Below are 25,043 nucleotides of genomic sequence, written 5' to 3'. Positions count from 1 at the left end.
CTCGCCCCGAGGTGGGAGGGGGTGTGAGCCCGTTACGCGGCTCGCCCCGAGGCGGGAAAAGGCATGCGCTCGTCACGTGGTGAGCGCTGCTCGCCCCGGGACGGGGAAGGGTATGGGCTCATCACGCGGTGAGCGCGGCTCGCCAGCTGACGGGCCAGCGGGAGCTCCGACGGTGGCTGTCCGCGACATGCACGGTGACGTACGACCCGTGCGCCGCTCGCGTCCGCGGCCGACCCTCGAACTCCTCACCCCAGACCTCGAACGAGAACGTCATCGACGAGGCGCCGATCCTGGTCAGCTCGACGACGGCGGTGACCTCCTGACCGAACCGCAGTGGGGCTTCGAACTCCACCTCGTATCGCACGCGGGGGGCCTTCGGGAAATAGTCGTGGAGCCCCCGTTCGCGCATGAGCGCCGCCTCGGCCGACTCGACGAAACGCACAACCGCCGTGTTGTGGTAGATGCCCGCCGCGTCGGTGTCGACCCACTCCACCCGGGTGCGGTGGACCCCGACCGGCCCCTGCTTTCCCGTCTCCCTCACGCGGACCCCGTGGCACGGTCCGGTGTCCACCGTACGTGGACCTGGTCGTCCTGGTCCGCTCGCAGCAGCGCCAGGCGCGGCGGGATCTTGTCCGTGCGCGAGGTCGGCGGCCTGCGACGGCCGGCCCTGAACTGCAGCGGCCAGTCTGCGCCCGGACCTCGGTATTCCTGCTCGGCCCCGGCGTGGAGCGTCCACTGCGGGTTGTAGAGGTGGGTGCGACCGAGAGCGCACAGGTCGGCGCGGCCGGCGAGCAGGATCGAGTTCACGTCGTCGTAGGAGCTGATCGCGCCGACCGCGATCACCTTCGCCCCCGCCGGCGCGGCCACCTCGTGGCGGATCCGGTCGGCGAACGGAGTCTGGTAGGAGCGGCCGAACGCGGGCTTCTCCTCCTTGGCGACCTGACCGGAGGAGACGTCGATGGCGGCCGCGCCATGCTCGATGAACGCACGTGCGATCTCGACGGCATCGTGCTCGGTGTTGCCGTCCGGAATCCAGTCCGTCGCCGAGATGCGGACCGTCACCGGGATGTGCCCCGGCACCACCGCACGGACGGCGTCGAAGACCTCAAGCGGGAAGCGCAGCCGGTTCGGAAGCGCTCCTCCGTACTCGTCGACGCGCCTGTTGGCGATCGGGGAGAGGAACGAGGAGAGCAGATAGCCGTGTGCGGCGTGGAGCTCGATGAGGTCGAAGCCGGCGTCGACCGCGCGCCGCGCGGCGTCGGCGAAGTCGACGACCACCTTGTCCAGGTCGGCGCGCGTGGCCTCGCGGGGCATGTGGCAGCCCGCGCCGTAGGGGAGCGGGCTGGGGCCGATGACCTCCCAGTTGTCCTCGGTCAGCGGGTCGTCGAGGCCTTCCCACATCAGTTTGGTCGAGCCCTTGCGGCCGGAGTGGCCGATCTGGGCGCCGATCTTGGCGGTGCTGCGGGTGTGCACGAAGTCGGTGATCTTCTTGTACGCGTCGCGCTGCTCGTCGGTCCACAGGCCGGCGCAGCCCGGCGTGATCCTTCCCTCCGGGGAGACGCACGCCATCTCGGTCATCACCAGCCCGGCGCCTCCGAGTGCCTTCGAGCCGAGGTGGACGAGGTGGAAGTCGTTCACGAGGCCGTCGACCGCCGAGTACATGTCCATCGGCGAGACGATCACGCGGTTCTTCAGCTCCAGCTCGCCGATGCGGATCGGCTGGAACATCGCGGGCGCGACCTGGTCGCTCCCGCTGACCCTCGCGAAATCCGCCTCGATCAGTCCCGCGAAGCCCGCGTCGCGATCCCTGAGGTTCTCGAAGGTGATCCGCCGGCTGCGGGTGAGCAGGTTGAAGCAGAACTGGGCAGGCTCCTGGCCGGTGTACATGCCGATGTTCTCGAACCACTCCAGCGATGCCTGCGCGGCCCGCTGGGTCGACTCCACCACCGGCTTACGCTCGCTCTCGTACGCCTGAAGCGCCGCCTCGACCGTCGGGTTCTCATGTAGGCACGCGGCGAGCGCGAGCGCGTCCTCCATGGCGAGCTTCGTGCCCGAGCCGATCGAGAAGTGCGCGGTGTGGGCGGCGTCGCCGAGCAGCACGACGTTGCCGTGATGCCAGCCGGTGTTCCGGACGGTGGTGAAGTTGAGCCACTTGGAGTTGTTGGTGAGGATCTCGTGGCCGTCGAGCTCCTTGGCCCAGATCTCCTTGATCCGGGCGACGGCGTATTCGTCGCTGGTGCCGGGCGGGAGCTCCTCGCTCTCCGTCCGGTCGAACCCCGCGCGGCGCCAGACGTCCTCGTGCATCTCGACGATGAAGGTCGAGCCCTGCTCCGAGAAGGGGTAGCCGTGGATCTGCATGGTTCCCCACTCCGTCTCCTTGACGAAGAACTGGAACGCCTCGAAGACCAGGTCGGTGCCGAGCCAGACGTACTTGTTCCGCCGGTGATCCAGGGTGGTGCCGAAGAAGTCGGCGTACTTCGCCCGGACCGTGGAGTTGAGCCCGTCCGCGGCGACGACGACGTCGTACGCCGATCTGAGCTCGTCCACGTCGGGCGCCATCGAGCGGTAGCGGACGGTGACGCCGAGCTCGGCGACGCGCTCCTGCAGCAACCGCAGCAGTTCCTTGCGGCTCATCGCCGCGAAGCCCTGTCCGCCGACGGTGAAGGGGTGGCCGTTGAACTCGATGTCGATGTCGGTCCAGCGGGCGAACCGGCTCTCCATCTTCCGGTAGATGACCTGGTCGGCGCTCTCGATGCCGCCCAGGGTCTCGTCGGAGAAGACGACGCCGAAGCCGAAGGTGTCCTCGGGTGCGTTGCGCTCCCAGACGGTGACCTCGTGCGTGGCGTCGAGGCCCTTCATCAGGGCGGCGAGGTAGAGGCCCCCGGGGCCGCCGCCGACGATGGCGATCTTCAAAGGAGTTCCTTTCACTGGGAGGCGGCAGGAACGTCGGCCTGCTCTTGCTCGACGATGTGGCGGAGCACGAAGTGCTGCAGCTTGCCGCTGCGGTTGCGCGGCAGCGCGTCGATGAACCGGACGTCGCGCGGATACTTGAACGGCGCGAGCTGGCTCTTGACGTGGTCCTGGATCTCCCGGACCTTGGCCGCATCGCCGGCGACGCCCTCGCGAAGCACCACGAAGGCGCAGACGATCGAGCCTCGCTCGGCGTGGGGCTCGGCCACGACCGCCGACTCGACGACGTCGGGATGGGTGTCGATCGCGGCCTCCACCTCGGGGCCGCCGATGTTGTAACCGGAGGAGACGATCATGTTGTCGGTGCGGGCCCGGTAGAAGAAGTAGCCGTTCTCGTCCCGGACGAAGGTGTCGCCGGTGACGTTCCAGCCGTTGACGACGTACTGCCTCTGCCGTTCGTCGTCGAGGTAGCGGCAGCCGACCGGACCGATGACGGCGAGCATGCCTTCCACCCCGGGACCGACCTCTTCGCCGTCCGGGTCGAGGATGGTCGCCCGATAGCCCGGCACCGGTTTCCCGGTCGCCCCGGGGTGGATGTCCGCCCCCCGCGCGGAGATGAAGATGTGCAGCATCTCGGTCGCCCCGATACCGTCGATGATCTCAAGGCCGAGCTCGTCACGGACCTGCTCCCAGACTCTCCGCGGGATGTGCTCGCCGGCGCTGACGGCCGAGCGAAGGCTGCTCAGGCGCTTGGCGTTGCCCGACTTGAGGATCTGCTTGTACGCCGTGGGCGCGGTCGCCAGCACGGTCACGCCGTAGGTGGCGACGAGGTCGGCCAGCTGGACCGGGGTGGCCGACTCGGTGAGGAAGGCGCACGCGCCGACCCGCAGGGGGAAGACGACGAGCATGCCGAGGCCGAAGGTGAACGCGAACGGCGCGGTGCACGAGACCAGGTCGTCGGAGCGCAGTCGCAGGATGTTGCGGCCGAAGGTGTTGTCGATGGAGAGGACGTCGCGGTGGAAGTGCGTGGTGATCTTCGGAACGCCCGTGCTGCCGGAGGTCGGCCCGAAGAGCGCGATGTCGTCGGCGGCGGTCGCGACGTTCACGAACTCGCCGGACTTCACCGTGGCCCGCCGCGTCAGGTCGTCCGCCCCCTCACCGCCGTACGCCATGATCGTGAGCCCCTGGCTGACGGTGTCGCGGACGGTCTCGACGTCTTCGACGAAGCGGTGGTCGACCAGCGCGATCGCCGGCCGGGTCTTCTCGACGATGGGGGCCAGCTCGCGGGCGCGGAGGGCGGCCATCGTGGTGACGACGATGCCGCCGGCCTTGAGAACGCCCAGCCAGGCGGCGACGGTCCACGGGTTGTTGGGCGATCGCAGCAGCACCCGGTTTCCGGGTACGAGGCCGAGGTCCTCGGTGAGCACCTGCGCGACCTGATTGGCACGCCGCTGCAGTTCGCCGTAGGTCCAGATCTCGCCCGCCGGCGTCCGCAGGGCCGGACGGCCGGCGCCGAATCGTGCCACCGGAACGTCGATGAGCTCGGTCGCGGCGTTGAGCCGCTCGGGGTACTGCACCATCTCGGTCGTGAACTCGAGCACCGGCCACTGCTCGTACGGCGGCAGGTGGTCACGGGCGAAGGTGTCGGAGTAGGCAGAGGGCCTGAGATCCATCAGGGTCGTCCTTTGGGGGTGCGGATCATGCCTTCCTGGACGACGGTGGCCAGGTGGGTGTGGTCTCGGGTGAAGAAGCGGCCGGTGGCCAGCCCGCGGCCGGACTCGGCGGCGCCGGCCTCCTGCGCGTAGAGCAGCCAGTCGTCGACGACGCCGGGGCCTGGTGCGCGGTGGAACCACATCGAGTGGTCGAGGCTCGCCGTCACCAGGCCGGGATCGGCCCAGGCGAGGCCGAGAACCCGCAGCACCGGCTCGAGGATGGTGTAGTCGCAGACGTAGGCGAGTGCGGCCAGGTCGCGCTGCTCGTCGCTGAGACCCTCGACGGGACGCAGCGCGTCGAACGGCCTGACCCACACGGCCTGGTGCGGGACCCGCTCCCCCTCCACGGCGAGATAGACGGGGCCGGGCACGTGGCGCATGTCGAAGCCGCGGCCGCCGGCCCAGTAGGCCCGCGACTGCTCGGTCATCGTTCCCTCCAGCCCGAAGCCGGCGAGGTACGACGCGGAGCCGGGCAGTTCCTCGGGGGCGGGAACGCCGAGCGGGGCATCGGCGGTGAAGCTGCCGCCCGGCTCGCCGGCGGCGAAGTTGGCCAGGCAGACGTAGACCGGTTTGCCGTTCTGGAAGCCGCGTACCTGCCGGGTGGCGTAGCCGCGGCCGTCGCGCAGCAGCTCCACCTCGTAGCGCACCTCGGCGCCGATGTCGACGGGCCGCAGGAAGTAGGAGTGCATCGAGTGCAGGGTCTTGCCGCCCTCTCCCCCGGGCACCGACCGCATGGCGGCGGCCGCCGCCTGGGCGACCATGTCACCGCCGTACGCCTTGGGCCAGGGGCAGGGCTGGGTGACGGCGCTGAAGGCGAGGTCGAGGTGCTCGGGCTCGGCGGCCTTCAGGGTGACGGCGGCCGTGAAGATCTCGCTGGTGGGACCCGCGGGGTTGGTCACGGCCGGTCCAGCCAGTCACGCAGGTCCGCGTCGGGGACGTCCGCGAGATTGACGACGATGTTCTCGGGCGTGCGGGTCGTCATCCAGGTCAGCGGTTTGTTGCGATCCAGGTTGCACTCGATGTGCGGCATGAAGGGCGGGACGAAGACCCAGTCGCCCTCCTCCATGTCGGTGTAGTCCTCGAACCGCTCGCCGAAGTAGATCCGCGCCCGGCCGGAGAGCACGTAGCCTCCGGTCTCGGCCTCGCCGTGGTGATGCGTCACCGACCGGTAGCCCGGATCGTTGCTGACCTTGCCGAACCACAGCTTGGTCGCGGGGGTGTGCTGGACGCTGACGCCGGAGACGCGCGTGGCACCCGCGGACTGGCCGGTGTCGCCCACCTCCAGCCCCCCTCGGGTCACCACCGGCACGACGAGGCCGCTCGCGCCGGCGTACATCGAGTTGTCGCCCTCGAGTTCGTACTTGCTCGGATCGGGTTCCATCGTGTTGCTCCTCAACGGGTCGTGAAACGGTTCTGCAGGGTGCCGATGCCGGGGATCTCGGTCTCGACCACGTCGCCATCGGCCAGGTAGAGGGGCGGCTTCATCCCCATCCCGACGCCGCCGGGTGTGCCGGTCAGGACGACGTCGCCGGGGCGCAGCCGGGTGAAGGTCGAGACGTAGGCCAGCAGCGCCGCCGGGTCGAAGACGAGGGCCCCGGTGTTGCCTCGCTGGCGCTGCACCCCGTTGACCCGGCAGATCACGTCGACACCGGCTGCCACGTCGATCTCGTCAGGGGTGACCAGCACCGGGCCGAGCGGGGTCGAGCGGTCCCACGCCTTGCCCTGGAACCACTGGAGGGTGCGGTTCTGCCAGTCCCGCACGGAGATGTCGTTGGCGACCGTGTACGCCGCGATCGCCCGACCGGCGGTGACGACGTCCGCCCGTTCGAGGTCCGCTCCGACGACGACGGCGAGCTCCGCCTCCCAGTCGACGTCGACGCCGGTGGGAAGCGCGATGTCGTCCTCGGGGCCGATCAGGCTGTCGGCGTACTTGGCGAAGAGGGTCGGATGCGCCGGAAGCTCCCGGCCCATCTCCCGGATGTGATCGGCGTAGTTGAGTCCGCAGCAGACGACCTTCGCCGGCCGCGGCAGCGGGCAGGCGAGACGCCTGCCTTCGAGAGGTTCCTCGGCAAGGTGGGCGACCGTGTCGATCGCGGCGCCCGTGTGCGTCAGGAGGTCGTTCAGATCGGGGAACGGCAGCCGGCGCCAGTGCCCCTCCACCCAGATGGCGGCAGCGGTCACGCCGTGGCGGTCGGCAAGCGTCGCCAGCTTCACTACCGGCCTCCTCGCAGTGATCGATCAGGTCTGTACGAGACAATATGTATGCCGTATTCTTCACGAGCGTCAGAAAATGTCAATAGAATCTCGAATGCTCGGATGCCTCGCCAGGCCCACCCACAGCGCAAGGAGACCGCCATGCGACCGGTTGCCGTCAACCCCGATGCCCTGCCCGCCCCCAGCGGTTTCTCGCACGGGACCCTCTCCGGGAACACGCTCTATCTGGCCGGCCAGACGGCCCTCGACGCGGAGATGAAGATCGTCTCCGGCGGCATCGTCGAACAGTTCCGCCAGGCGCTGTCGAACGTCGTCGTCACGCTCCGCGAGGTCGGCGGCGAGCCCGAAGACCTCGTCAGCGTGACCATATACCTGACCGATATCCCGGACTACCAGGCTCACGGCAGGGAGATCGGAAAGGTGTGGAAGGAACTGGCCGGCCCGACCTACCCCGCCATGGCCGGCATCGGCTGCACCGCCCTCTGGCAGCCCGAGGCAATGGTCGAGATCGTCGGCGTGGCTGTCATTCCGCAGTCGCGTCTCCTCCACCCCGGCCGGTGACCGAACAGCGACCGGGGCGCGTCATAACGGTTCTCGAATGAGGCGACGCTAAAAACGAATGTATTGCGTCGTAGACGATGATCGCTATGACGCAATAAGTTCGCCACTGACGCGCATGCCTCCGCGTACCGGCGGCTGTCACCAGACCCGAGAGGCTGACTCAGTGAAGGCGGACCAGGTGCTCGCCCCGGTGACCGGGGCCACGGCGCTGCCGGTCGCGATCGTCACGGGGTTCCTCGGCAGCGGCAAGACGACCTTTGTCAGAGGGCTGCTCGACGCGGGCGGCGGCACCCGGGTCGCGGTCATCGTGAACGAGCTGGGCGAGCTCGGCATCGACGGCGCGCTCCTGGAAGGGGCCGCGCAGTCGGTGATCGAGCTGCCCGGAGGCTGCATGTGCTGCGAGAGCCGCGGCGACGTCGGCAGGGCGCTCGCCCTGCTGGCCCAGAGGGCCTCGGAGCTGGACGCCATCGTCGTCGAGACCAGCGGCGTCTCGGATCCGCTGGGCGTCGCCGACCTCCTCGCACACGGAGTCTTCCCCACCGACCTCCGGCTGAGTCAGGTCGTCACCGTGGTGGACGCGGAGAACTTCGACCGCAACCTCGCCGACGCGGAGGCCGCGTACAGCCAGATCGTCAGCGCCGACCTCTTTGTGGTCGGCAAGTCGGACCTCGTGGCGCCGGAGGTGGTCACCGCCATCGGCGGACGCCTGGCCAGACTCAACCCACGCGCGGCCGTCCTGCCGTCCGACGGGGGCCGGTCGGCTGCCGGCCTCCTCGGCGAGGTGGCCGGGGTCCCCACGATCTCGACCCGGCGGCGGGCCGTCCACACGGAGCCCGGCTACGACAGCGTCGCGTGGGAGGTCGACCGAGAGATCGGCCTTGAGCCGCTGCTCGCCTGGGTGGAGGCCCTGCCGCCGAGCGTCTACCGGGTCAAGGCGCTCATCCGGCAGGGCGAGGCGGACGTGGCGCTGCACCGCGTCGGAGCACGCGTGACCGTGCTCGCCTCGCCGGCCGCCCGCCGAGAACCGGGGGACGGCCACACACGGGTCGTCGTCATCGGCAAGGGCATCGCCGCCGAATCGATAAGGGCCGATCTGGCCGCCATGGAGCCGTCCGACCAGGAGACAGCGTGATGATCGAAGATGGACGCCTCGTCCCCGACACCGTCCTGCACAACGCCCACGTCATCACCCTCGACGGCGTGTCCACCATCGCCGAGGCGATCGCCGTCGAAGGCGACCGGATCGTCGCGGTGGGCACCGATGCGGACGTGCTGCCGTTGGCGGGACGCGGGACACGGGTGTCCGATCTCCACGGCGCGAGCGTCATCCCGGGACTGATCGACAACCACACCCACCAGCTCATGGCCGGCCTCGACAGCGCCGAGGCGGGAGCGAAGGTCAACGTCGCCTCGTCGACCTCGATCGCCGAGATCCAGGCTCTGATCGCAGCGCGCGCCCGCCGGGTACGGCCCGGCGAATGGATCACGACCTCCTGTCTGTTCCGTGGCGCGCTGACGGACGGCCGGTTCCCGAACAGACACGACCTCGACGCGGCGGCACCGGACAACCCCGTCTACGTGGCCGACGGCGGCCGGAACATCATCGTCAACACCCGGGCGCTCGAACTCGCGGGGATCGACGCGAACACCCCGGAGCCCGAAGGCGACCCCGAACTCGCGGACGGGCACATCGTGCGGGACGAGGCGGGTGTTCCGACAGGGCATCTCATCGTCGGCGCCGGCGACCGAGCACGCCTGAACTGGTGGAAACGCCTTGGGCAGCCCATCAAGATGTGGGACTTCCTGGACTTCGACGTCGACACGAACCTCAGGGCCCTCCGGGCGCAGATGCGCACCTTCAACGCCGCGGGGATCACCGGCGTCCGCGACATGGGGGTCGCCCCCCGGGAGATCGACACGTACGTCGAGCTCGTACGCCGGGGCGAGGCGACGGTCCGTACCAACCTCGTTCTCGGGCTTCCCGTTCAGTATCTGCCGACGGATCAGATCATCGCGGCCCTGCGCGCGTACATGGGTCCCAAACAGGGCTTCGGCGACGAATGGCTGAGGATCGGCGGCCTCAAGGTCGTCGCACAGAACTACGGCTACTGGTCGATGCATCCCGAGAAGATCCGGGCCCTGCTCGTCGAGGGCAACCGCCTGGGATGGTCCTTCGCGATCCACGGGACTCCGGGCGACCTCGGCAACGACATCGAGATCCTCCTCGACGCCATGGAGGAGGCCCACCGGGAGCACGCCATCGACGGAGCGCGGTGGTCGTACGAGCACGCGTTCGGGCTGGTGAACCCCGACCACCAGCGCCGGCTGCTGGATCTCGGGGTCACCATCGCCGCCAACCCCCATCTGTCCTACGTGGGAGCCGGACGCTCGGCGGCGATGCAGCAGGCCCTGCAGAGCCTCCACCTGGAGGAGCCCCCCGGCGTCACGACCGAGCACCGGCGAACGGTGCTGCGCTGGGGCCAGCCGATCCGCACCTGGATCGGCGCCGGCCACCTCGTCACAGGAGGCAGCGACTGCCCGGCGGTGGCCTACGACTCCGAGAACCCGTTTCTCGGGCTGTGGGCGACCTTCTCCCAGGAGACGCTCGCCGGCGTCCTCATGCCGGAGGAGAAGATCGACCGCGAGACCGCCCTGCGGATCTGGACGATCAACAACGCCGTCGCGACCGGCGAGGAGCACCTCAAGGGGAGCCTCGAACCCGGCAAGCTCGCCGACCTCGCCGTGCTCACCGGTGATCCCCTGCTGACCCCCGACGCCGACTTCCTGTCCCTGAAGGTCGCCGAGACCGTCGTGGGTGGAAAAACGGTCTATGAGCGAGGCTGACACCCGGCACGAGCCACCCTGGCAGACTCCCCCGATCGGCCTCGACCGGCCCGGCCCCACGCCAAGTCGATCGACCCGGACCCACGCTGAAAGGTGGGCCGGCCCATTCACGCTGAAAGCCGACCGGCCCACCCATGCGGAAAAGTCGGCCGGTCCGAGCCCTCACTGAAAGTCGGCTGGTCGGACCCACACTGAAACACGAGAGGTAATCCGATGGACGTCACGATCAACGTCGCCGGCACCGGCATGGACGGACAGTTGCACCTGCCCGAGGGCGCCTCCGCCCATCCCGCGGTGCTTCTCTGCCCCGGCCTGACCCGCGACATCGCGGGTCTCGGGTTCATCCGCGACGCGCTCCTGAAGGCCGGCTTCGCCGTTCTGGCCATCCGCTACCGCGGGATGGACCTGCTCGACGACGACGATGACGTCGTCGCCGCGCTCGACTACCTCGCGGCTCACGAGAGCATCGACGCCGACCGGATCGCGATGGCCGGTCACTCGCGGGGCTCCATGGTCAGCCTCCGTACCGCCGCGAAGGACGCGCGGGTGAAGGCCGTCGGCGCCGTCCACCCGGTCACCGACTTCCTCGGCTATGTCCGGGCGACCCGGACCTATGCTCCCGCCCGCTTCGACGCCCTGGTCGCACGGTTCGGCGGCGCCGACCCCGACATCGACCCGACGCCGTACGAACGTTACGCCGCGATCAACTACGCCGACCGGATCAAGGCCCCGACCCTCCTGATCGCGGGCACGGCCGACATGCACTCGCCCATGCACCACTCGGTCCTGATGCGCGACGCCCTCGTGAAGCACGGCAACGCCGAGACACGCCTGGAGATCATCGACGGCTCCGGGCACTTCTTCGAGGTCTACTACGGCGACGACTGCCGCGAGGCCACCGCGGGGCTCGTGGTGGAGTGGATCTCCTCCCACGTGTGACCGCACCCGGGGCCGCTACGCCCCGAGCCTCCACGTACGACGTCTCGGGGCGGCGACGTCCCGATTCTCCGCGTGCGGCGGGGCGGCGGCGCTCCGATCCTCCACGGGCGGCGGGGCAGACATGCATCGATCCTCCGCGTGCGGCGGGGCGGCGGCGCTCCGAGCCTCCGCGTACGGCGTCCGGAACGCCCCTGTCACATTTCGTGCCTATCCTGAGGGGGATGCGGACAATGGGGAGGTGACCCGATGACTCTGCGGATCCACCAGCTCGAATGTTTCATCGCCGTGGCCGAACACGGCCACGTCACGCGCGCCGCGCAGTCACTCTTCGTCACGCAGCCGGCGCTCTCCTCGCAGATCCGCGCGCTGGAGGCCGAACTCGGTGTCGCGCTGTTCTCCCGGCACGCCAAGGGCGTCGATCTGACCCCGGCAGGCGAGGCGTTCCTCCCTCACGTCCGAGCCTCCCTGCTCGAACTGGAGCATGCCGTCGACGCCGCCAGGGCCGCGGCGACGGGCGTCCACTCCGTCGTGCGGGTCGGGCTGATCGTCGGCACCCAGGTCGACATCATCTCCCGTGTGCTCCGGGCATTCCGCCAGGTCGCCTCCGGGAGCCGGATCGAGTTCGTCGAGTACACATTCGACAAGCCCTCGGCCGGTCTGCGAGCCGGCGAGACGGACGTCGCCTTCGTCGTGCTCCCGATGCACGAGGAAGACCTGAGCTTCATGCCGCTCGAGCAGCCGGGTGTGGTCGCCACCCTCTTCGACGAGCATCCGCTCAGCGACCGGTCGAGCCTGTCCATCGGCGAAATCCTTGAGGAGCCCTGGGTCTCCACGGACACCCCCGACGAGATCTGCCGCGGTTACTGGCTCGCGGCGAGCCACCGCATGGTGCCACCGGTGGTTCATCACCGGGTACGAACGATGGACAAGTTCATTCAGCTCGTCGCCGCCGCCGAAGCCGTCGGCATCGCACCCGCGTGGGTCGAGCGCAACTACCAGGGCAGGCCCGTCCGGTTCATCCCGGTCATCGATGTGGAGAGCCCCACCGTCGCCCTCGCCTGGCGCGAAGGCGAGGACGCGTCCCCGGCGGTCGTCCACATGCGCAGTGCTGCCCGGGCCGCACTGGATTCCTCCGGCGGCCTGCGGCCCGTACGGCATCAGAGCGCCCAGCCGGCGGCACCGCACACAAGGTGACGGGGTTTTCCCGTGATCGGCAGCGGCGTCCGCCCCGAAACATCCGGTCTGGGAGACCGGCGTTTTTCGCGTCAAGTAATCTTGGTCCCTTCACCGGGCCCGCAAAAAGCCCAGATAGGGCCTAGCTGCTCCCCTCTGGAGCGAACCCGACCCCGGTGGCAGCCAGATCGTGGGTATGACACTCCACCATGATCATTGCAAGGCCGTTCAACACCAGCCACCCAGGTTCGGAGGCACTCCACTAACCTTGATCGTTCTCGCGCCGCCACCTCTCCAGATCCTCCACCAAGCGGGCCTGATTGCCTTCGTCGATCCGTCCGCCCTGGATCTTCACCGAGACGACGCCCTCGATCGCCAGGAGAGCGGGCCGTACGGTGACCTCAGAGCAGACGGGGCGATAGGTGCACCCGGTGCACATGCCGGTGTACCTCACCTCGACGTTGCCCTGGTCGTCGACGTCGGCAAGCTCGACACCACCGCGGTGGACGAACATCATCCGGTCCACCGATCGGACACGACGCTCGACCGCCTCGCGATCGACGCCTGCGCCGCCCATCAGATCCCGCCGCTCACCTGGGACGCCGGCTCGCCGAGCGCCTTGAGCTCGGCCTTCTTCGCCTCGACGTCGACGTTGAACAGGCGGGCCATGTTGAGGCCGAGGATCTTCTCCTTGTCGGAGTGGGTGATCTGCGGGTAGCCGTAGCCCTGGCGCAGGTCGTCCGGGATCTCCAGGTTGACGAAGTCCTCGAGGAACGGAGCCGGCGCGCCCGTCATCGCGGCCTCGGAGCCCCACATCAGCTTGTCGGGGCCGACCTCCATGAGAAGGCGCCCCATCTGCTCCTGCACCTGACGCGGCGCGACCTTGTAAAAGCTCAGGACGCCGGAGAGGGCGAGGTAGACGTTCGGGAACCGCGACGCGATCGAGACGACCTCGTCGAAGTAAGGCAGCGCGAGGTGGTGGATCACGAACTTCAGGTCGGGGAAGTCACGAGCCGGCCTCTGGAGATCGACCGGTCGCAGGACGTCGACGTCCCACATGCCGAACGGGAGGCCCTTGTGGAACTGGAGCACGTCGACGCCCAGGTTCATCGCCTGCTCGTAGAGCGGGTAGGCGAGCTCCCGGTCGTCGCAGCGCCACGACTTGTCGATGTGACCGTTGTAGAACTTGAACGAGCGGGCGCCCAGCTCCTCCCTCTGGCGGATCATCTCGACCTTCGCTCCGTGCAGACCGTGGTGGATCGGGTCCACCCCGCCCGAGAGCAGCACCCTCTCCGGGTACGCCGAGGCGAAGGCGTGCTGCGCCTCGATGGAGGAGAACGAGTCCTGGAACCAGTCCCACACCGGGACCGCGCAGGCCATCGCCATGTCGACCGGCGACTGGACGAACTCCATCTCGTACATCTGCTCGGTCGTGAACTTCGTCTCCCAGTCGAAGTCACCGGCGAACTCGCCCATCTGCGGCTGGTACTTCATGGAGTCCATGGCGATGCGCCAGCCGTACATCATCGGCTCCATCTCCCGCAGTTCCTTACGCTGGTTCGCGGGTGAGAAGTCGTAAACGTGGCAGACGCAGTCGAAGACAAACGTGTCGCCGATCATAAGGACTCCCTTTACGTGCTGAGGCGAATCGCCTCATGGAACAGGCTGCTTTTCCCAACGTAGGAGTCCGGGGATCGGGGCATCCAATACTGTTTCCGCGCGGTCCGACTGACTTTAGTTATGGCTCAGGTCACATTCGATGGAAGGCAGACGGTTGACACCCGCACCCACCGGATGCTTGGCCGACTCGACGCACACGCTCTGCGGCATGGGCGTGCGGAATCCGCAGAGTGGGAAGAGCGTGGCAGAGGCCTGGTGGCGGATCCTCACACCGGATCGACCACCTTGTTCACGACCCATGCGTGCTTGCCGACCTGCCGGCCGCGGGTGAATCCGAACTGCTCGAGGAGTTCGACGGTCGCGCTGAACAGGAAACGGCCCGGCGCCTCGCGGCCGGTGGTCACCTCGGAGATGGCCTCCACGAGACCGCCGCCGGCTTGGGCGATCTGATCGAGCGCGCCTTCCAGCGCCGCCCGTGCGACGCCCTGGCCGCGATGTTTCCTGTCGACGTAGAAGCAGGTGATCCGCCAGTCCGGACGGGGCGGCGTGTCCTTCTCGTACTCGCGCCTGTGCTTGATGCCGGGAAGTTCCTCGGGGCTGCCGTACTGGCACCACCCCTGTGCGGCGCCGTCCTCGTCGAGGACGAGCGCGGCGTGAGCGCGACCTGTCCGGACCCGGTCCTCCTTGGCCGCGCGATGGCTGATCTCCTTCTGGCCGCGCTCCAGGTGGTAACCGATGCACCAGCACCCACCGAAGACCCCGTTGTTGCGCTCGACGAGCTCCGCGAAGGCGGCCCACGTAGAGGCGTCCAGGGGCCGGATCACGTACGACATCCTTGAGTCCTTTCGCGCGTGCGCTCCATCTTCTCTTCCCTGCTCGCGAGCTCGACGCGCACAACCGCTCGCCGCCCGGCCGGTCGATCACCGCTGTGAGCCCGGCGTCGGGAAACGCGGTCGGAAAACCTGCGGCGGAGTTCCTCGTCGATGGCGCGCGACGTGCCCGGCCCCCCGGGCCTCGGCTCCACGTCAGGCCTCGGAAGCGGATCCGGCCCCCGGTTGTGGCTCCACGTCAGGCCTCGGAAGCGGATCCGGCCCCCGGCTGCGGCTCCGTGTCAGGCCTCGGAGGCCGCCGCGGCGAGGAGCCGGGCGAGTTCGATCGGCTCGCTGAACATGGGCCAATGGCCCGAGTCGATGTCGACGAGGTCGAGGTGCTTGGCCTTGGCGAGCTCGGGCACGTCACCGGCGTCGATCCACTCCTTGGCCTGGGCAGGGGCGAACTCGGGGCACACGAGCACGACCGGAACGTCGAAGCGTCGCTCGTCCGCCAGACGCACCACGCCCTTGGCCACCCCCTCGGGGACGGGGATCGCAGCGGACGCGATGGTCCGCCTGGCCTCCTCGTCGAGGTCGGCGGAGTCCGGCCCCTCGAACGGGCCCCAGCCGGGGAAGGGCATGACGCCGTCCTTCACCTCGAAGAAGTCGGCGTAGGAGTCCCCGTCGGCGGACGGGAAGCCGCCGATGAGGACGACTTTCGCGACCCGCTCCGGCCGCGCGTCGGCGGCCAGCCAAGCCAGCGTGCAGGCGGCGGAATGCCCTACCACCATGGGCTTTCCTGACGCCGAGTCCACGGCGGCGAGCACCGCTGCCACCTGGTCGTCGAGCGTGGCGGACGCCGTTCCGTCACCCTGACCCGGGAGGGTGAGCGGCACGGGGCGGTGGCCGAGCGGCTCAAGTGCGGACACGACGTCGTCCCATGCGGATCCGTCGAGCCACAGGCCGCCGATGAGCAGGATGTCCATAATCAGTTCTCTTTCTCCAGTGCGGTCAGATCACGTTCGGCATAGAGCCGGTGCTCCCATTCCTCGTTGAGGACGATGCGGAGACATTCCTTGAACGGGACGCCCTCCTCCTGGGGCCATCCCGGCTCGGTGCGAGTCACCTCGGAGGCGAGTTGCTCGTCGGTGAGCGACTCCATGACGCGGCGGACCGTCGCCTGGCGTTCGTGTCGGACCGTGAGCACCTCGTCGAGCGAGGGCCTTGCCTCGCGGTCCCACGGGATGCCGTCCCACCCGGGCGCCTCGTCCCACGGCAGGTCCAGCCGGTGCCACGGCGAGGGGTTGCCGAGGATCATCCGGTCCACCCAGGCGGCACTGGCGAAGTTGAGGTGCCGCAGAGTCTGGATGAAGGACCACTCGTCGTCGACGCCACGGTGGAGCGCCGCTTCGGGAAACGTCCTCGCACGCGCGACGGTGCCCTCCCACAGCCGCTCCAGGATCGCCCACGCCTCACGGAACCCGTCGCCGTCGTCGGGGCGCATCTTCGCCCGCTCGGGCATGCGACGGTTCAGTTCGGCATCGACGAGCGGTGCGATGTCGACGCCGTTCACGACGACGTTATGCAACACGCCGCTGATCTCGACGTCGATCAGCTCGACGCCGCGCATCCGGCTCTCGTTGAACAGGACGCCGTGGAGCCGCGCCCCGGTGAGGTCGACCGCGTGCATGTCGGCTTTGTTGAGATACACCTTGGTGAAAGTGGCACCCCGGAGGCTCACGCGCTCGAAGCGTGCTCCGGTGAGGTCCTGCTCGCGGAACTCGGTCATGGGGATCACGCTAGGACCAGTTCCGGACGTTCTGCTTCCGGTTTGTTCTGTGAGCTTCTAATCTGCTCGTGTGCCGACCGATCTCAGCCCCACCGCACGAGCTCTGCGTGCCCTCGAGATCCTCCAGATCCGCCCCGGCACGACGGCCGACGAACTCGCCGAGAGACTGGGTGTCACGGAGCGAGCCGCGCGTCGATACGTCGGGATCCTCCGGGAGGCCGGCATCCCCGTCGAGTCGACCCGGGGCCCCCACGGCGGATACCGGCTTCGGCGAGGGACGAAGCTGCCTCCGGTCGTCTTCACGGAGGCCGAGGCACTCGGTCTGGTCATGGCGGTGCTCGACGGCCAGCCGACAGCCGCCGACGTCGACGACCTCGTCGGTTCCGCCCTGGGCAAGGTCATCCAGGCACTGCCCGAGACCGTCGGCCGGCAGGCGGCGGCGCTGCGAGAGCACGCGTCGGCCGCGCCCGACCACTACTCGGCCCCTCCGGATCCCGCCATCACCAGCGCACTCGTCGCCGCCGTCGCGGCCCGACGTCGCGTGCTGATCACGTATCGGAACGAGTCCGGCAACGAGTGGGAGGCCGAGGTGGATCCCTGGGCGGTCGTCACCCGCTACGGGCGCTGGTACCTCCTGTGTCACTCCCATCGTGCGGACGCGATCCGCACCTACCGGGTCGACCGGGTCCGCGCGGTCCAGCAGACCACGCACAGGTTCGAGCTGCCCGACGGCCTCGACCCGGTGGCAGCGCTGGAGGAGCACCTGGGCGTTGGGTGGGAGTTCTCCACGCGCGTTGTGTTCGACGCTCCTCTGGCTGAGGTGGCCCCGTGGATCCGGCCTCCCATGGGACGGCTCGAACCATCGGGAGACGGGTGCGTGCTCGTCGGCAGCACCAACAATCCGGCGATGTACGCGCAGGAATGGCTGGCGACCGTGCCGTTCGCCTTCCGCGTCGACGGCGGGCAGGAGCTCCGTGCCGCGGTCGCGACGGTCGCGGCGCGTTTCACCGCTGCCCTGGCGGACCCGGCATCGAAGGACCCGGCCGCCTCAGGGAACCCAGATGAGGAAGCCTGACAACAACCGCCCGACCCGCGGTTGCCGAGGGCGTGTCCCGGGCGGGTTCGACGGGTGCCGTCTGCGCTGATCTCGCCGGGGCTGTCGCGCCTAGGGCAGCTCGCGGCGTACCAGCGCCCGGGCGAACGGCTCCCCGGTGGTCCGGGCGTGCGCCATCCGCGTGCGTACCTCTCTGAGCGTGCGCGGGCGGTAGCCGGGGCCGCCACAACAGCTCTTGTGGAAGCGAACACCCGCGTGCAGCAGCACCGAGAGCGTTCGCCAGCCTGCGACGTCTCTCCGACGTGGTGCCGCGAAGGCGGAACCGACGTGGATCAGCGGCTCGGCACAGCGCGGGCAGGACCGGTCGTCGTGGCCGGGACCGGGGTAGGGCTGCTTGTACGAGGCTCGGCAAGGCAGGCAGACGTATGAGGTCTTGGCATGGGCCATACGGCCAGGGTAGGCCCATGCCAAGACCAAGGTCGATGGGGTTTCCGACCTACCCGGCGAGATCCGTAAGGCAGGTCCCGGCCTCAGGGCGTGGTCGGTCAGGAGCTCGCGACCGCTCTGTGCCCGTCCCTGTGCCACCGGTGAGGCGACGTGAATGATCACCCGGTTGACGTGCGGGTGGCAGCCGTGGACGTGCGTAACCACGAGGTCAGTCCGGCCAGGTCTCCTTGGAGCGGAGCACCCGGGCGGCCTCGTGGGGCTCGGCGTCGCGGACGAGGTAACGCCCGTCATCCACGCCGAGCATCGTCACGATGCCCGAGGCGAGGACACGGCGGCCGTGGGAGTCACGGACGTGCACGATCCTGCCCGTCAGAAGGGTGCCGTCCTTCGGATCGCCATCGGCGACATCCCTCTCCCAGCGCCACATCCGGTAGGTGCCGCCCGTCTTCTTGTCCCGGAGGTCGAGTTCCTCGGAGGGCATCAGAAAGGTAGGCGCATGATCGGGGTTCAACGCGCCGGAGAGCGGATCCTCGCCGAGCAACCACGGTTGGCGAATCGCGTCGTACAGTCCCACCGCGATCGGCGTGGCCTCCCACCGCACGCTCCTTCCCGAGGGCCGGGACCTGTCCGGCCGCATGGCCGCCCACTGCTCGGCCGTCGTGACGGGGATGGGCGCTCGGCGGGGCTCCAGCGGTGGCGCGGATCCGATCGGTTCCCTCGGCTTCATATGAATGAGCGGGTCGAAGACATCGTGGATCGGCCAGAACCGAAACAACCACCGGCCATCATCCGGGACGTCGACGTGCACGGTCAGGCCGTACTCGAAGAGGGGCGGGCCGATCAGGAACTCACGGCCGCTCTCCTCCACCACGCCCATCTGGATCACTCCGGTCTCGGCCGTGAAGTTCGGCTGCTCGATCGGCCTCCAGGAGGACCCCGGGTCCGGCGGTTCGGCGTCCCATGCCTCCAGGCGGAGGGGTGCGGTGTAGTGGAGGGCCTCCGACTCATCGTCGCGGAACTCCGGGCAGTCGATGCCGCCGTAGAGACAGAGCGCGCCGTACTGCACGTAGAGCTCGTCGTCGAGGTGGCGGAGCAGGCGGGCCAATGGTGTCCTTCGCGTCATCGGGGTGTCCGGAGGCAGCATGCCCTACGACACCGACAGAACCCCGCCCGCTGTGATGGTGAACCTCAGAGGGGGCCGTCGGCGGGCTACCGGATCTTGGCCAGATCGATCATGTAAAGATCGTCCCCGAGCGTGTAACTGATGAGCCTGCCGGTCGGATCCTCGGACGGCTGGCTGGATGAGACCGCCTGGTTCCAATGAGACGAGACAGCTGGCAAGGTGCCCCCTTCATTGTCAGACTTGTTCACATATGAAGCGAGTCCTGGTCCTGGCTCTGCTCGTCGCAAGCTGCAGCGCCAACCCACCGCCTGTACGGCCCACCGTCACGCCGCCCCCCTCGGCCACCGCCATGGCCGACCCCCTGGAAACGACGGGGTCCTGCCCCAGCCCACCCCGGCGGGTGAACCAGCTTTCCCCACGGGAGGCGGCTTCCGGCTGGAAACTGGTGTGGAGCGCGCCCGGTGGGGGCCTGAACGCCGGCACAGCCGCTGACGGCTCTCTGTGGGCCATGCACCTGCCCCCGGCCGAAGACTCGAAGATCATCCTTATGCGGTGGGACGGCCGGACGTGGACCGAGCTGCCGGTTATGCCGGGCGACAGCGCCCTGTGGCCGTACTCGGTCGCCGACGCCCGACATGTATGGGTCTTCGCCCAGCCCGTGCAGTTCTGGAACGGTGCGGCATGGCGGCAGCAATCTCCCCCACTCGATGAGGCGAACGGCTCCGTGCACGCCGCCCGCAGTCGTTGGGCGATCAACCACACCACATCGGCCTACTGGAACGGCACGGCCTGGCAGCTCGCCCCGTTGCCCATCGAGAGCGGTGGCAGGATGAGCGGAACCGACCAGGCGCCCTGGCTGCTGGGCGGATTCTTCGCCCGGGGAGAGAACGAACTGGTCGCGGAGCTGGCCAGGTGGACCGGTACGGCATGGCAGCAGGTTCAGCTCCCCGCCATGTCGCTGCCCCGCGATGCCAAGCCGTTGCCCTCGGATATGGGCCGGCTGCTCCTGGGCGGCGTCGTGCCGACGGGCGACGGCGAGTTCTGGGTACTGGGCGACTACCGCTGGGACGAGCACCCTCCGGACGGCGATGAGCCGGTGAGCCCGGCCAGGCCCGTCGCGCTCCGCCACGCCAACGGCAGATGGACATGCACGTGGGGGCCGGCTTCGAGGGAGAACAGGGGCTTCTCCGATGCCGAACCCGACGGCTCCGGCGGCCTCTGGACGACCCTTCGGACGCAACACGTCTTCGACGGGCAGGACGAGATGTGGCACCTGGCCGAAGGCCGCTGGACCAGGGAATTCCTACCGGTTACCGACGGCTTGCCGTACGAGATCAACGACCTTGCCGTCATCGGTACGACCGTCTATGCGCTGGGTGTCATCAGAGACCCGCGCGGGACCCAGTTCTCGGCCTTGTGGCGACTCAACCGGTGAGGGCCTCTGGCGGTCGCTCATGCGGCCGACCTGATCGACGAGTGGCACCTGAGCTTGTACCCCTACGTTACGGGCGAGGACACCCGGCTGTTCGACGACGTCCCGAAGCCCTACCGGCTCGACGGCACCGCCTCCGGCAACGAGGTCCTCGAGTTGAAGTACCGTCGGCACCCCTACCCCAGCGGCCCGCCAGACCTCCGCGAAAACGCTGGCCTCTCCCTCAATAGCCCTCCCTGAAATGATCTGCGACCCTGCGGCGAGTGAGGCAGAATACCGGCGCATGAGGGATAAACCGGCGGGTCTGGCGGAGGCCGAACTGGTGACGGCACTGACCGAGGGCTGGGGCATCGAGCCCCACTCGGTTGAGTATCTCCCGGTAGGCGCAGGTAGCTACCACTGGTCGGTTGTGGATCAGCGTGGGACGGCGTGGTTCGTCAAGGTCGATGACCTCGGCGTCGAGGACGCCGGACGTGATGATGCGTTCGACCGGCTCGGCCGATCGTTCGGTGCGGCCCTGGCGCTGCGCCGGGACGCGGGGCTCGACTTCGTCCTCGCGCCGACCCCGACCGCGACCGACTCTGCGGTCCGGCGGCTAACCTCGCGATACGCCCTGTCGGTGTTTCCGATGGTGGCGGGTGCCGCCGGACATTTCGGCGCGCACCGGCTCGAGGACCGCGTCGAGGTGATCGACCTGCTGGCCGAGCTGCACGAGGCAACCCCGATCGTGGCGGACACCGTATTACGGGCTGACCTGGTGCTGCCCGGTCGGGACAAGCTGGAGGAGGCGCTGCGGGACCTCGATCGGGAGTGGACCGGCGGGCCTTATGCCGAGCCGGTCCGTAAGCTGCTGTCCGTCTATGCCGGGCACGTCCAGGAATTGCTCGCCGACTTCGACCGGCGGGTCGACCAAGTACGAAACACCGCGGCGGTCTGGGTGGTCACGCACGGCGAACCGCACCCCGGGAACATTATGCGTACCCCGGCTGGCCTGCGGCTCATCGACTGGAATACCGTACAGATCGCTCCGCCGGAGCGGGACCTGTGGATGCTCACCCCCGCCCTCGCCCGCATGCTCGGCGATGACCCGGTCGGCGACGTCGACGACGTACTCGTCCGTTACACCCGGGCCACCGGCCGGACCGTCACACCGGCCGGCCTCGCTCTCTATCCTCTCTGGTGGCAGCTCGCCGACATCGCCATCTACGTCGACGAGCTGCGCCGGCCGCACGGCACCGGTGAGGACATCGCCGCGTCGTGGACCTATCTCACCAACTATCTCAAACCCATCTAGAGCTGACCTGCAGTCCGGATGGCGGTGCGGCGCCCTATGCGATGGGACGCTTGGGTGCCCGGCGATGTCCCAGACCGTTGATCCCCGCATTGTGGTCAACCCTCGACAGGCTCAGGAACTCCCGACGATGGTGACCTACGTGGGCGTACGCGATCGGGGCCGGCGGCTCATGGCACTGTTCGCCTGCATGTATTACGCGGCTCTGCGTCCGGCTGAGGCGGTCGGCCTGCGACTCCAGGATTGCCATCTGCCTGCCAAAGGCTGGGGGCGGTTGACGATCGATGTCTCCCGGCCCGAGGTCAACACGAAGTGGACCGACAGCGGAAGTACTCACGAGGAACGGGGCCTCAAGCATCGGGGCCGTGCCGATGTGCGACCGGTGCCGATCCCTCCCGAACTGGTGAAGATCCTCCGGCAGCACATCGAGGAGTACGGGACCGGCCCGGACGGGCGGCTCTTCCGCAGTGAGCGCGGCGGTGTGATCGGCTCGACGGCCTACACCGAGGTCTGGCAGGAGGCTCGGGCGCTCGCCCTTACTCCCGCTCAGATCGCGTCTCCCCTCGCGCGCAGACCGTACGACCTGAGGCACGCGGCGGTCTCCCTCTGGCTCAACGTGGGGGTCTCCGTCCCCGACGTGGCCGAACGAGCGGGCCATGGCGTGGATGTCCTGCTGCGGATCTACGCCAAGTGCCTCGACGGGCACAAAGAGATCGCCAACCAGCGGATCAGTGACGCACTGACCGTATGAGACGCACACCGTACGACCAGGGTCCCGGGACACCATCCGGGACCCTTTGGCATTTCGAGGTTGTTTCGATTGTTGAGAGGCCCGTTTGTGCTGGCCAAACAGTACACAGTGGTGCGGCTGGAACCTGTCTAAAGGTTGTCTCGTAAAGTCGACGCTGCCGTGTAGCTTGTCGACGAGACGGCCTTCAGCCAAGCATGCACCTGAGTCGTGATCATTCGGATGCCCTGGCCGTTACGGCCGTTCCCACGCGACACTGGAGGCCCCGGAAGCCGATCTCTGGTGAGTCCATGAAGCGCTTCGAAGATCACGTCCCCCCTCTCCCCGGTCACCCCGTGCGAACGGACAAGATTGCAGGCGCCCGCCCCTCCGTGCTGTCCCGGGTCTCGGGTCCCTTCACCCTTGCCGCACTCCTGGGACTCGCCGCCTTGGCCGGCGCCGTCTTCCTCCCCCGATACCTGCTCGCATGGGACCTGGGTACGGCAAAGCCGCCAGCCGACTACGCCGCTGCTGTGAACAACATCCGCACGGCCCTGCTTCAGGGCGTCGGCGGCCTCGTGCTCCTGATCGGCGCCTATCTCACCTGGCGCCAATTACAGCTCAGCCGCCACGGGCAGGCCACCGAGTCCTTTTCCTCCGCCATCGCGCATCTGGGTGACTCGAGCGTGGACGTTCGCCTAGGCGGCATCTACGCCCTGGAACGTATCTCCCGCTCCTCTACAACCGACCGCCGGGTCATCGGGGAGATCCTCGCCGCGTTCATCGGCAACCGAGCCCGCGATCCCCAACGAGACATCCAGCACGCGTGTCACGCCACCACAGCACCGGACAGCGCTATCAACCTCTCCCTCCGCGCCCCTGACATCCACGCGGCACTGACCGTCCTCGGCCGCCGGGACCCGGTCCGGAACCAGGTGCTCCGCCTTGACCGCATGGTTTTGCCCAAGGCTAACCTCGCCTCCGCCAGGCTTCACGACGTGGACCTCCATTTCAGCGACTTGGCCGAAGCCTCCCTTGTCGGCACCGACCTAACTCGTGCGGATCTCACCGGAGTGCGACTGGCGGGGGCGATCCTTGTCGACGCGGTCCTCTACCAGGCCGACCTGCGCGATGCCGTCCTAACCCGGGCCATCGCCGAGGGCGTCGACCTCCGGGGCACCGACCTGACCAAGGCCGAGCTACGGAACGCCAACCTGCGCGGCGCCCGCCTGGACTACGGCGACCTCCGAGGAGCCACGCTGACCGGAGCCGTTCTGACGGGCGCCTCGCTGAAACACGTGGTGTTCGACGAGACCACCGTGTGGCCCGACGGCTTCGACTTCTCCCACCTCAGACCAGTACGGCGGCGATCGCTCTCGCCCATCCGTCCCAGGACCTACGAGGAGTTCGCGGTCCAGGCGGCAATCGCTGAGAACGACCCTCCAGCCAAGTAGGCCCTACTGGGGTAGGTATTTATCAATTCAGGCCGGAACTGGGCCGGGCTCAGCCCGGTGAACACCTCGATGAGCTCACGACGCTCCGCCGACAGCATCTGCACACCAGGTCCAACGTCAGTCCGCCCACCGAGTTACGAGACAGCCTTTAGGAGTCATGAGCGGATTACGGACGTAGATGAGCCAGAAGCTCGTCCCCGGCGGGGTAAGGACGCTCCTCGGGCAAGAGCCGGACCGCGGTATCCGGCTCGTCGTTACGCATGAGTGTGTGGATCTCGCGAGCGAGCGGAGTCACGTCGGTGATGGCGACTATCCACTCATCTGCGTACTGGCGTGCGCCCTCATCCGAGAGGCCGAGCTGCAGTGAGCGGTAGGGCAGCGGCTGTAAGCGGAGATCGCGTTCGGGATCCCACTGCACCCGGGCCGGCGCATACTTCAGCTGCCGCTTCCAGGCATCCCGGTCGGGATGAAGCCCGCGCTCATAGTGCGACAAGCACGCGTGGCGCAGGGCCCATTCGAACCCTTCGCGGATGATCTCGATGGCGAGGACGGTCTCCTGCCCCTCCTTGGTGCCCCATCCGCAGCGGTACATCATCCACAGGAACGATGGTTTGACCCACGTCATCCGGTCTCGCTTCCAGGCGGTGGGGAAGCGTCCGCGACGGGCGGCGGGGAGGCCGATCTCCGGGGTGTAGGCCTGGTAGACGGTGACCGTGGATGCGGTGTGGACCGCCCGGATCCTGTGCTTTGGTTCTTCCATAGGGGACAGGATGAGGCCGACCGCTTGGAGAGGGCCATTGATTTAGAAGCCGCCTTCTTCGGCTTCACCGGCTGGCTCTCGCCCCTGAACCGCTCTGAAAGCCCGTCGCAACCTGGGAAAACGGCCTCAAGATCATTGCGCGTATATTACGCGACCACCGACATGAGGCCGCTCAGAGCGG

25 protein-coding genes are annotated in these 25,043 nt (G+C 68.4%); 11 read left to right on the top strand and 14 right to left on the bottom strand.

Annotated elements, in window-relative coordinates:
- Positions 1-121 precede the first annotated feature (121 nt).
- The 6 genes from DKM19_RS01615 to DKM19_RS01590 are packed head-to-tail and all read right to left on the bottom strand — an operon-like array spanning position 122 to position 6,836.
- Positions 122-541 carry a thioesterase family protein gene (locus DKM19_RS01615; protein ID WP_204358612.1) on the bottom strand — a complete coding sequence of 140 codons (420 nt, stop codon included), beginning with the start codon at positions 539-541 and terminating at the stop codon, positions 122-124.
- On the bottom strand, positions 538-2,913 hold the full coding sequence (locus DKM19_RS01610) for a bifunctional salicylyl-CoA 5-hydroxylase/oxidoreductase (RefSeq protein WP_110694169.1): 2,376 nt from the start codon (positions 2,911-2,913) through the stop codon (positions 538-540). Before DKM19_RS01610 ends, DKM19_RS01615 begins: the two co-directional genes overlap by 4 nt.
- A gap of 11 nt (positions 2,914-2,924) precedes the next feature.
- Positions 2,925-4,583, bottom strand: coding sequence for an AMP-binding protein (locus tag DKM19_RS01605; RefSeq protein ID WP_110694168.1), 1,659 nt, complete (start codon positions 4,581-4,583; stop codon positions 2,925-2,927).
- A complete protein-coding gene (locus DKM19_RS01600) occupies positions 4,583-5,521 on the bottom strand; it encodes an acyl-CoA thioesterase II (protein ID WP_110694167.1) in 939 nt (312 codons plus the stop codon). The genes DKM19_RS01605 and DKM19_RS01600 overlap by 1 nt, the downstream gene beginning before the upstream one ends.
- Positions 5,518-6,003, bottom strand: coding sequence for a cupin domain-containing protein (locus DKM19_RS01595; RefSeq protein WP_110694166.1), 486 nt, complete (start codon positions 6,001-6,003; stop codon positions 5,518-5,520). The genes DKM19_RS01600 and DKM19_RS01595 overlap by 4 nt, the downstream gene beginning before the upstream one ends.
- Positions 6,004-6,014: 11 nt before the next feature.
- Positions 6,015-6,836 carry a fumarylacetoacetate hydrolase family protein gene (locus DKM19_RS01590; protein WP_110694165.1) on the bottom strand — a complete coding sequence of 274 codons (822 nt, stop codon included), beginning with the start codon at positions 6,834-6,836 and terminating at the stop codon, positions 6,015-6,017.
- A gap of 141 nt (positions 6,837-6,977) precedes the next feature.
- On the opposite strand from DKM19_RS01590, the gene DKM19_RS01585 reads away from it, so the two are divergent.
- From DKM19_RS01585 to DKM19_RS01565, 5 genes are all read left to right on the top strand, one after another.
- The gene (locus DKM19_RS01585) at positions 6,978-7,397 is read left to right on the top strand and encodes a RidA family protein (RefSeq protein WP_110694164.1); all 420 of its coding nucleotides are present in this window, start codon (positions 6,978-6,980) and stop codon (positions 7,395-7,397) included.
- A 163-nt stretch (positions 7,398-7,560) separates the two neighbouring features.
- Positions 7,561-8,529: a GTP-binding protein gene (locus tag DKM19_RS01580; RefSeq protein ID WP_162641198.1), complete on the top strand. Its 969-nt coding sequence runs from the start codon at positions 7,561-7,563 to the stop codon at positions 8,527-8,529.
- The gene (locus tag DKM19_RS01575; RefSeq protein ID WP_110694162.1) at positions 8,529-10,241 is read left to right on the top strand and encodes an amidohydrolase; all 1,713 of its coding nucleotides are present in this window, start codon (positions 8,529-8,531) and stop codon (positions 10,239-10,241) included. The genes DKM19_RS01580 and DKM19_RS01575 overlap by 1 nt, the downstream gene beginning before the upstream one ends.
- A gap of 213 nt (positions 10,242-10,454) precedes the next feature.
- The gene (locus DKM19_RS01570) at positions 10,455-11,180 is read left to right on the top strand and encodes a S9 family peptidase (RefSeq protein ID WP_110694161.1); all 726 of its coding nucleotides are present in this window, start codon (positions 10,455-10,457) and stop codon (positions 11,178-11,180) included.
- 246 nt (positions 11,181-11,426) lie between these two features.
- Positions 11,427-12,374 carry a LysR family transcriptional regulator gene (locus tag DKM19_RS01565; protein WP_110694160.1) on the top strand — a complete coding sequence of 316 codons (948 nt, stop codon included), beginning with the start codon at positions 11,427-11,429 and terminating at the stop codon, positions 12,372-12,374.
- Between the two features lie 241 nt (positions 12,375-12,615).
- Here DKM19_RS01565 and DKM19_RS01560 read toward each other — a convergent pair whose 3' ends face one another.
- From DKM19_RS01560 to DKM19_RS01540, 5 genes are all read right to left on the bottom strand, one after another.
- Positions 12,616-12,930, bottom strand: coding sequence for a NifU family protein (locus DKM19_RS01560; RefSeq protein WP_110694159.1), 315 nt, complete (start codon positions 12,928-12,930; stop codon positions 12,616-12,618).
- A complete protein-coding gene (locus tag DKM19_RS01555; RefSeq protein ID WP_110694158.1) occupies positions 12,930-13,973 on the bottom strand; it encodes an amidohydrolase family protein in 1,044 nt (347 codons plus the stop codon). Before DKM19_RS01555 ends, DKM19_RS01560 begins: the two co-directional genes overlap by 1 nt.
- Before the next feature lie 266 nt (positions 13,974-14,239).
- On the bottom strand, positions 14,240-14,806 hold the full coding sequence (locus tag DKM19_RS01550) for a GNAT family N-acetyltransferase (protein ID WP_110694157.1): 567 nt from the start codon (positions 14,804-14,806) through the stop codon (positions 14,240-14,242).
- A 278-nt stretch (positions 14,807-15,084) separates the two neighbouring features.
- Positions 15,085-15,771, bottom strand: coding sequence for an alpha/beta fold hydrolase (locus tag DKM19_RS01545; protein WP_110694156.1), 687 nt, complete (start codon positions 15,769-15,771; stop codon positions 15,085-15,087).
- A gap of 2 nt (positions 15,772-15,773) precedes the next feature.
- Positions 15,774-16,574: a DinB family protein gene (locus DKM19_RS01540; RefSeq protein WP_110694155.1), complete on the bottom strand. Its 801-nt coding sequence runs from the start codon at positions 16,572-16,574 to the stop codon at positions 15,774-15,776.
- Positions 16,575-16,644: 70 nt separating this feature from the next.
- On the opposite strand from DKM19_RS01540, the gene DKM19_RS01535 reads away from it, so the two are divergent.
- On the top strand, positions 16,645-17,649 hold the full coding sequence (locus DKM19_RS01535) for a YafY family protein (RefSeq protein ID WP_110694154.1): 1,005 nt from the start codon (positions 16,645-16,647) through the stop codon (positions 17,647-17,649).
- A gap of 90 nt (positions 17,650-17,739) precedes the next feature.
- Here the strand turns inward: DKM19_RS01535 and DKM19_RS51485 are convergent, their stop codons facing one another.
- A complete protein-coding gene (locus DKM19_RS51485) occupies positions 17,740-18,099 on the bottom strand; it encodes a hypothetical protein (RefSeq protein ID WP_239514035.1) in 360 nt (119 codons plus the stop codon).
- 184 nt (positions 18,100-18,283) lie between these two features.
- Positions 18,284-19,180 (bottom strand): hypothetical protein, encoded by an 897-nt coding sequence (locus DKM19_RS01525; RefSeq protein WP_110694152.1) that lies wholly within the window; start codon positions 19,178-19,180, stop codon positions 18,284-18,286.
- 268 nt (positions 19,181-19,448) lie between these two features.
- On the opposite strand from DKM19_RS01525, the gene DKM19_RS01520 reads away from it, so the two are divergent.
- From DKM19_RS01520 to DKM19_RS01500, 5 genes are all read left to right on the top strand, one after another.
- Positions 19,449-20,633 (top strand): hypothetical protein, encoded by a 1,185-nt coding sequence (locus DKM19_RS01520; RefSeq protein WP_162641196.1) that lies wholly within the window; start codon positions 19,449-19,451, stop codon positions 20,631-20,633.
- A gap of 54 nt (positions 20,634-20,687) precedes the next feature.
- Entirely contained in the window at positions 20,688-20,870 is a 183-nt protein-coding gene (locus DKM19_RS01515) for a hypothetical protein (protein ID WP_110694150.1), read from the top strand.
- A 43-nt stretch (positions 20,871-20,913) separates the two neighbouring features.
- The gene (locus tag DKM19_RS01510; protein WP_110694149.1) at positions 20,914-21,924 is read left to right on the top strand and encodes a phosphotransferase; all 1,011 of its coding nucleotides are present in this window, start codon (positions 20,914-20,916) and stop codon (positions 21,922-21,924) included.
- A 64-nt stretch (positions 21,925-21,988) separates the two neighbouring features.
- Positions 21,989-22,672 (top strand): tyrosine-type recombinase/integrase, encoded by a 684-nt coding sequence (locus DKM19_RS01505; protein WP_204358611.1) that lies wholly within the window; start codon positions 21,989-21,991, stop codon positions 22,670-22,672.
- A gap of 287 nt (positions 22,673-22,959) precedes the next feature.
- Positions 22,960-24,102: a pentapeptide repeat-containing protein gene (locus DKM19_RS01500; RefSeq protein WP_110694148.1), complete on the top strand. Its 1,143-nt coding sequence runs from the start codon at positions 22,960-22,962 to the stop codon at positions 24,100-24,102.
- A gap of 166 nt (positions 24,103-24,268) precedes the next feature.
- Here DKM19_RS01500 and DKM19_RS01495 read toward each other — a convergent pair whose 3' ends face one another.
- A complete protein-coding gene (locus DKM19_RS01495; protein WP_110694147.1) occupies positions 24,269-24,862 on the bottom strand; it encodes a DUF4291 domain-containing protein in 594 nt (197 codons plus the stop codon).
- Positions 24,863-25,043: the final 181 nt, after the last annotated feature.

Source organism: Streptosporangium sp. 'caverna' (assembly GCF_003203775.1).
GTDB lineage: Bacteria > Actinomycetota > Actinomycetes > Streptosporangiales > Streptosporangiaceae > Streptosporangium > Streptosporangium subroseum.
This window is presented reverse-complemented; position numbering and strand designations above follow the sequence as displayed.

Excerpts from the sequence above, each read along its gene's own strand:
- DKM19_RS01495 (WP_110694147.1), bottom strand. The coding sequence starts at position 24,862 with ATGGAAGAACCAAAGCACAGGATCCGGGCGGTCCACACCGCATCCACG.
- DKM19_RS01560 (WP_110694159.1), bottom strand. The coding sequence starts at position 12,930 with ATGGGCGGCGCAGGCGTCGATCGCGAGGCGGTCGAGCGTCGTGTCCGA.
- DKM19_RS01565 (WP_110694160.1), top strand. The coding sequence starts at position 11,427 with ATGACTCTGCGGATCCACCAGCTCGAATGTTTCATCGCCGTGGCCGAA.
- DKM19_RS01520 (WP_162641196.1), top strand. The coding sequence starts at position 19,449 with ATGAAGCGAGTCCTGGTCCTGGCTCTGCTCGTCGCAAGCTGCAGCGCC.
- DKM19_RS01555 (WP_110694158.1), bottom strand. The coding sequence starts at position 13,973 with ATGATCGGCGACACGTTTGTCTTCGACTGCGTCTGCCACGTTTACGAC.
- DKM19_RS01550 (WP_110694157.1), bottom strand. The coding sequence starts at position 14,806 with ATGTCGTACGTGATCCGGCCCCTGGACGCCTCTACGTGGGCCGCCTTC.
- DKM19_RS01585 (WP_110694164.1), top strand. The coding sequence starts at position 6,978 with ATGCGACCGGTTGCCGTCAACCCCGATGCCCTGCCCGCCCCCAGCGGT.
- DKM19_RS01605 (WP_110694168.1), bottom strand. The coding sequence starts at position 4,583 with ATGGATCTCAGGCCCTCTGCCTACTCCGACACCTTCGCCCGTGACCAC.
- DKM19_RS01510 (WP_110694149.1), top strand. The coding sequence starts at position 20,914 with ATGAGGGATAAACCGGCGGGTCTGGCGGAGGCCGAACTGGTGACGGCA.
- DKM19_RS01505 (WP_204358611.1), top strand. The coding sequence starts at position 21,989 with ATGTCCCAGACCGTTGATCCCCGCATTGTGGTCAACCCTCGACAGGCT.
- DKM19_RS01575 (WP_110694162.1), top strand. The coding sequence starts at position 8,529 with ATGATCGAAGATGGACGCCTCGTCCCCGACACCGTCCTGCACAACGCC.
- DKM19_RS01570 (WP_110694161.1), top strand. The coding sequence starts at position 10,455 with ATGGACGTCACGATCAACGTCGCCGGCACCGGCATGGACGGACAGTTG.
- DKM19_RS01545 (WP_110694156.1), bottom strand. The coding sequence starts at position 15,771 with ATGGACATCCTGCTCATCGGCGGCCTGTGGCTCGACGGATCCGCATGG.
- DKM19_RS01540 (WP_110694155.1), bottom strand. The coding sequence starts at position 16,574 with ATGACCGAGTTCCGCGAGCAGGACCTCACCGGAGCACGCTTCGAGCGC.
- DKM19_RS01595 (WP_110694166.1), bottom strand. The coding sequence starts at position 6,003 with ATGGAACCCGATCCGAGCAAGTACGAACTCGAGGGCGACAACTCGATG.
- DKM19_RS01500 (WP_110694148.1), top strand. The coding sequence starts at position 22,960 with ATGAAGCGCTTCGAAGATCACGTCCCCCCTCTCCCCGGTCACCCCGTG.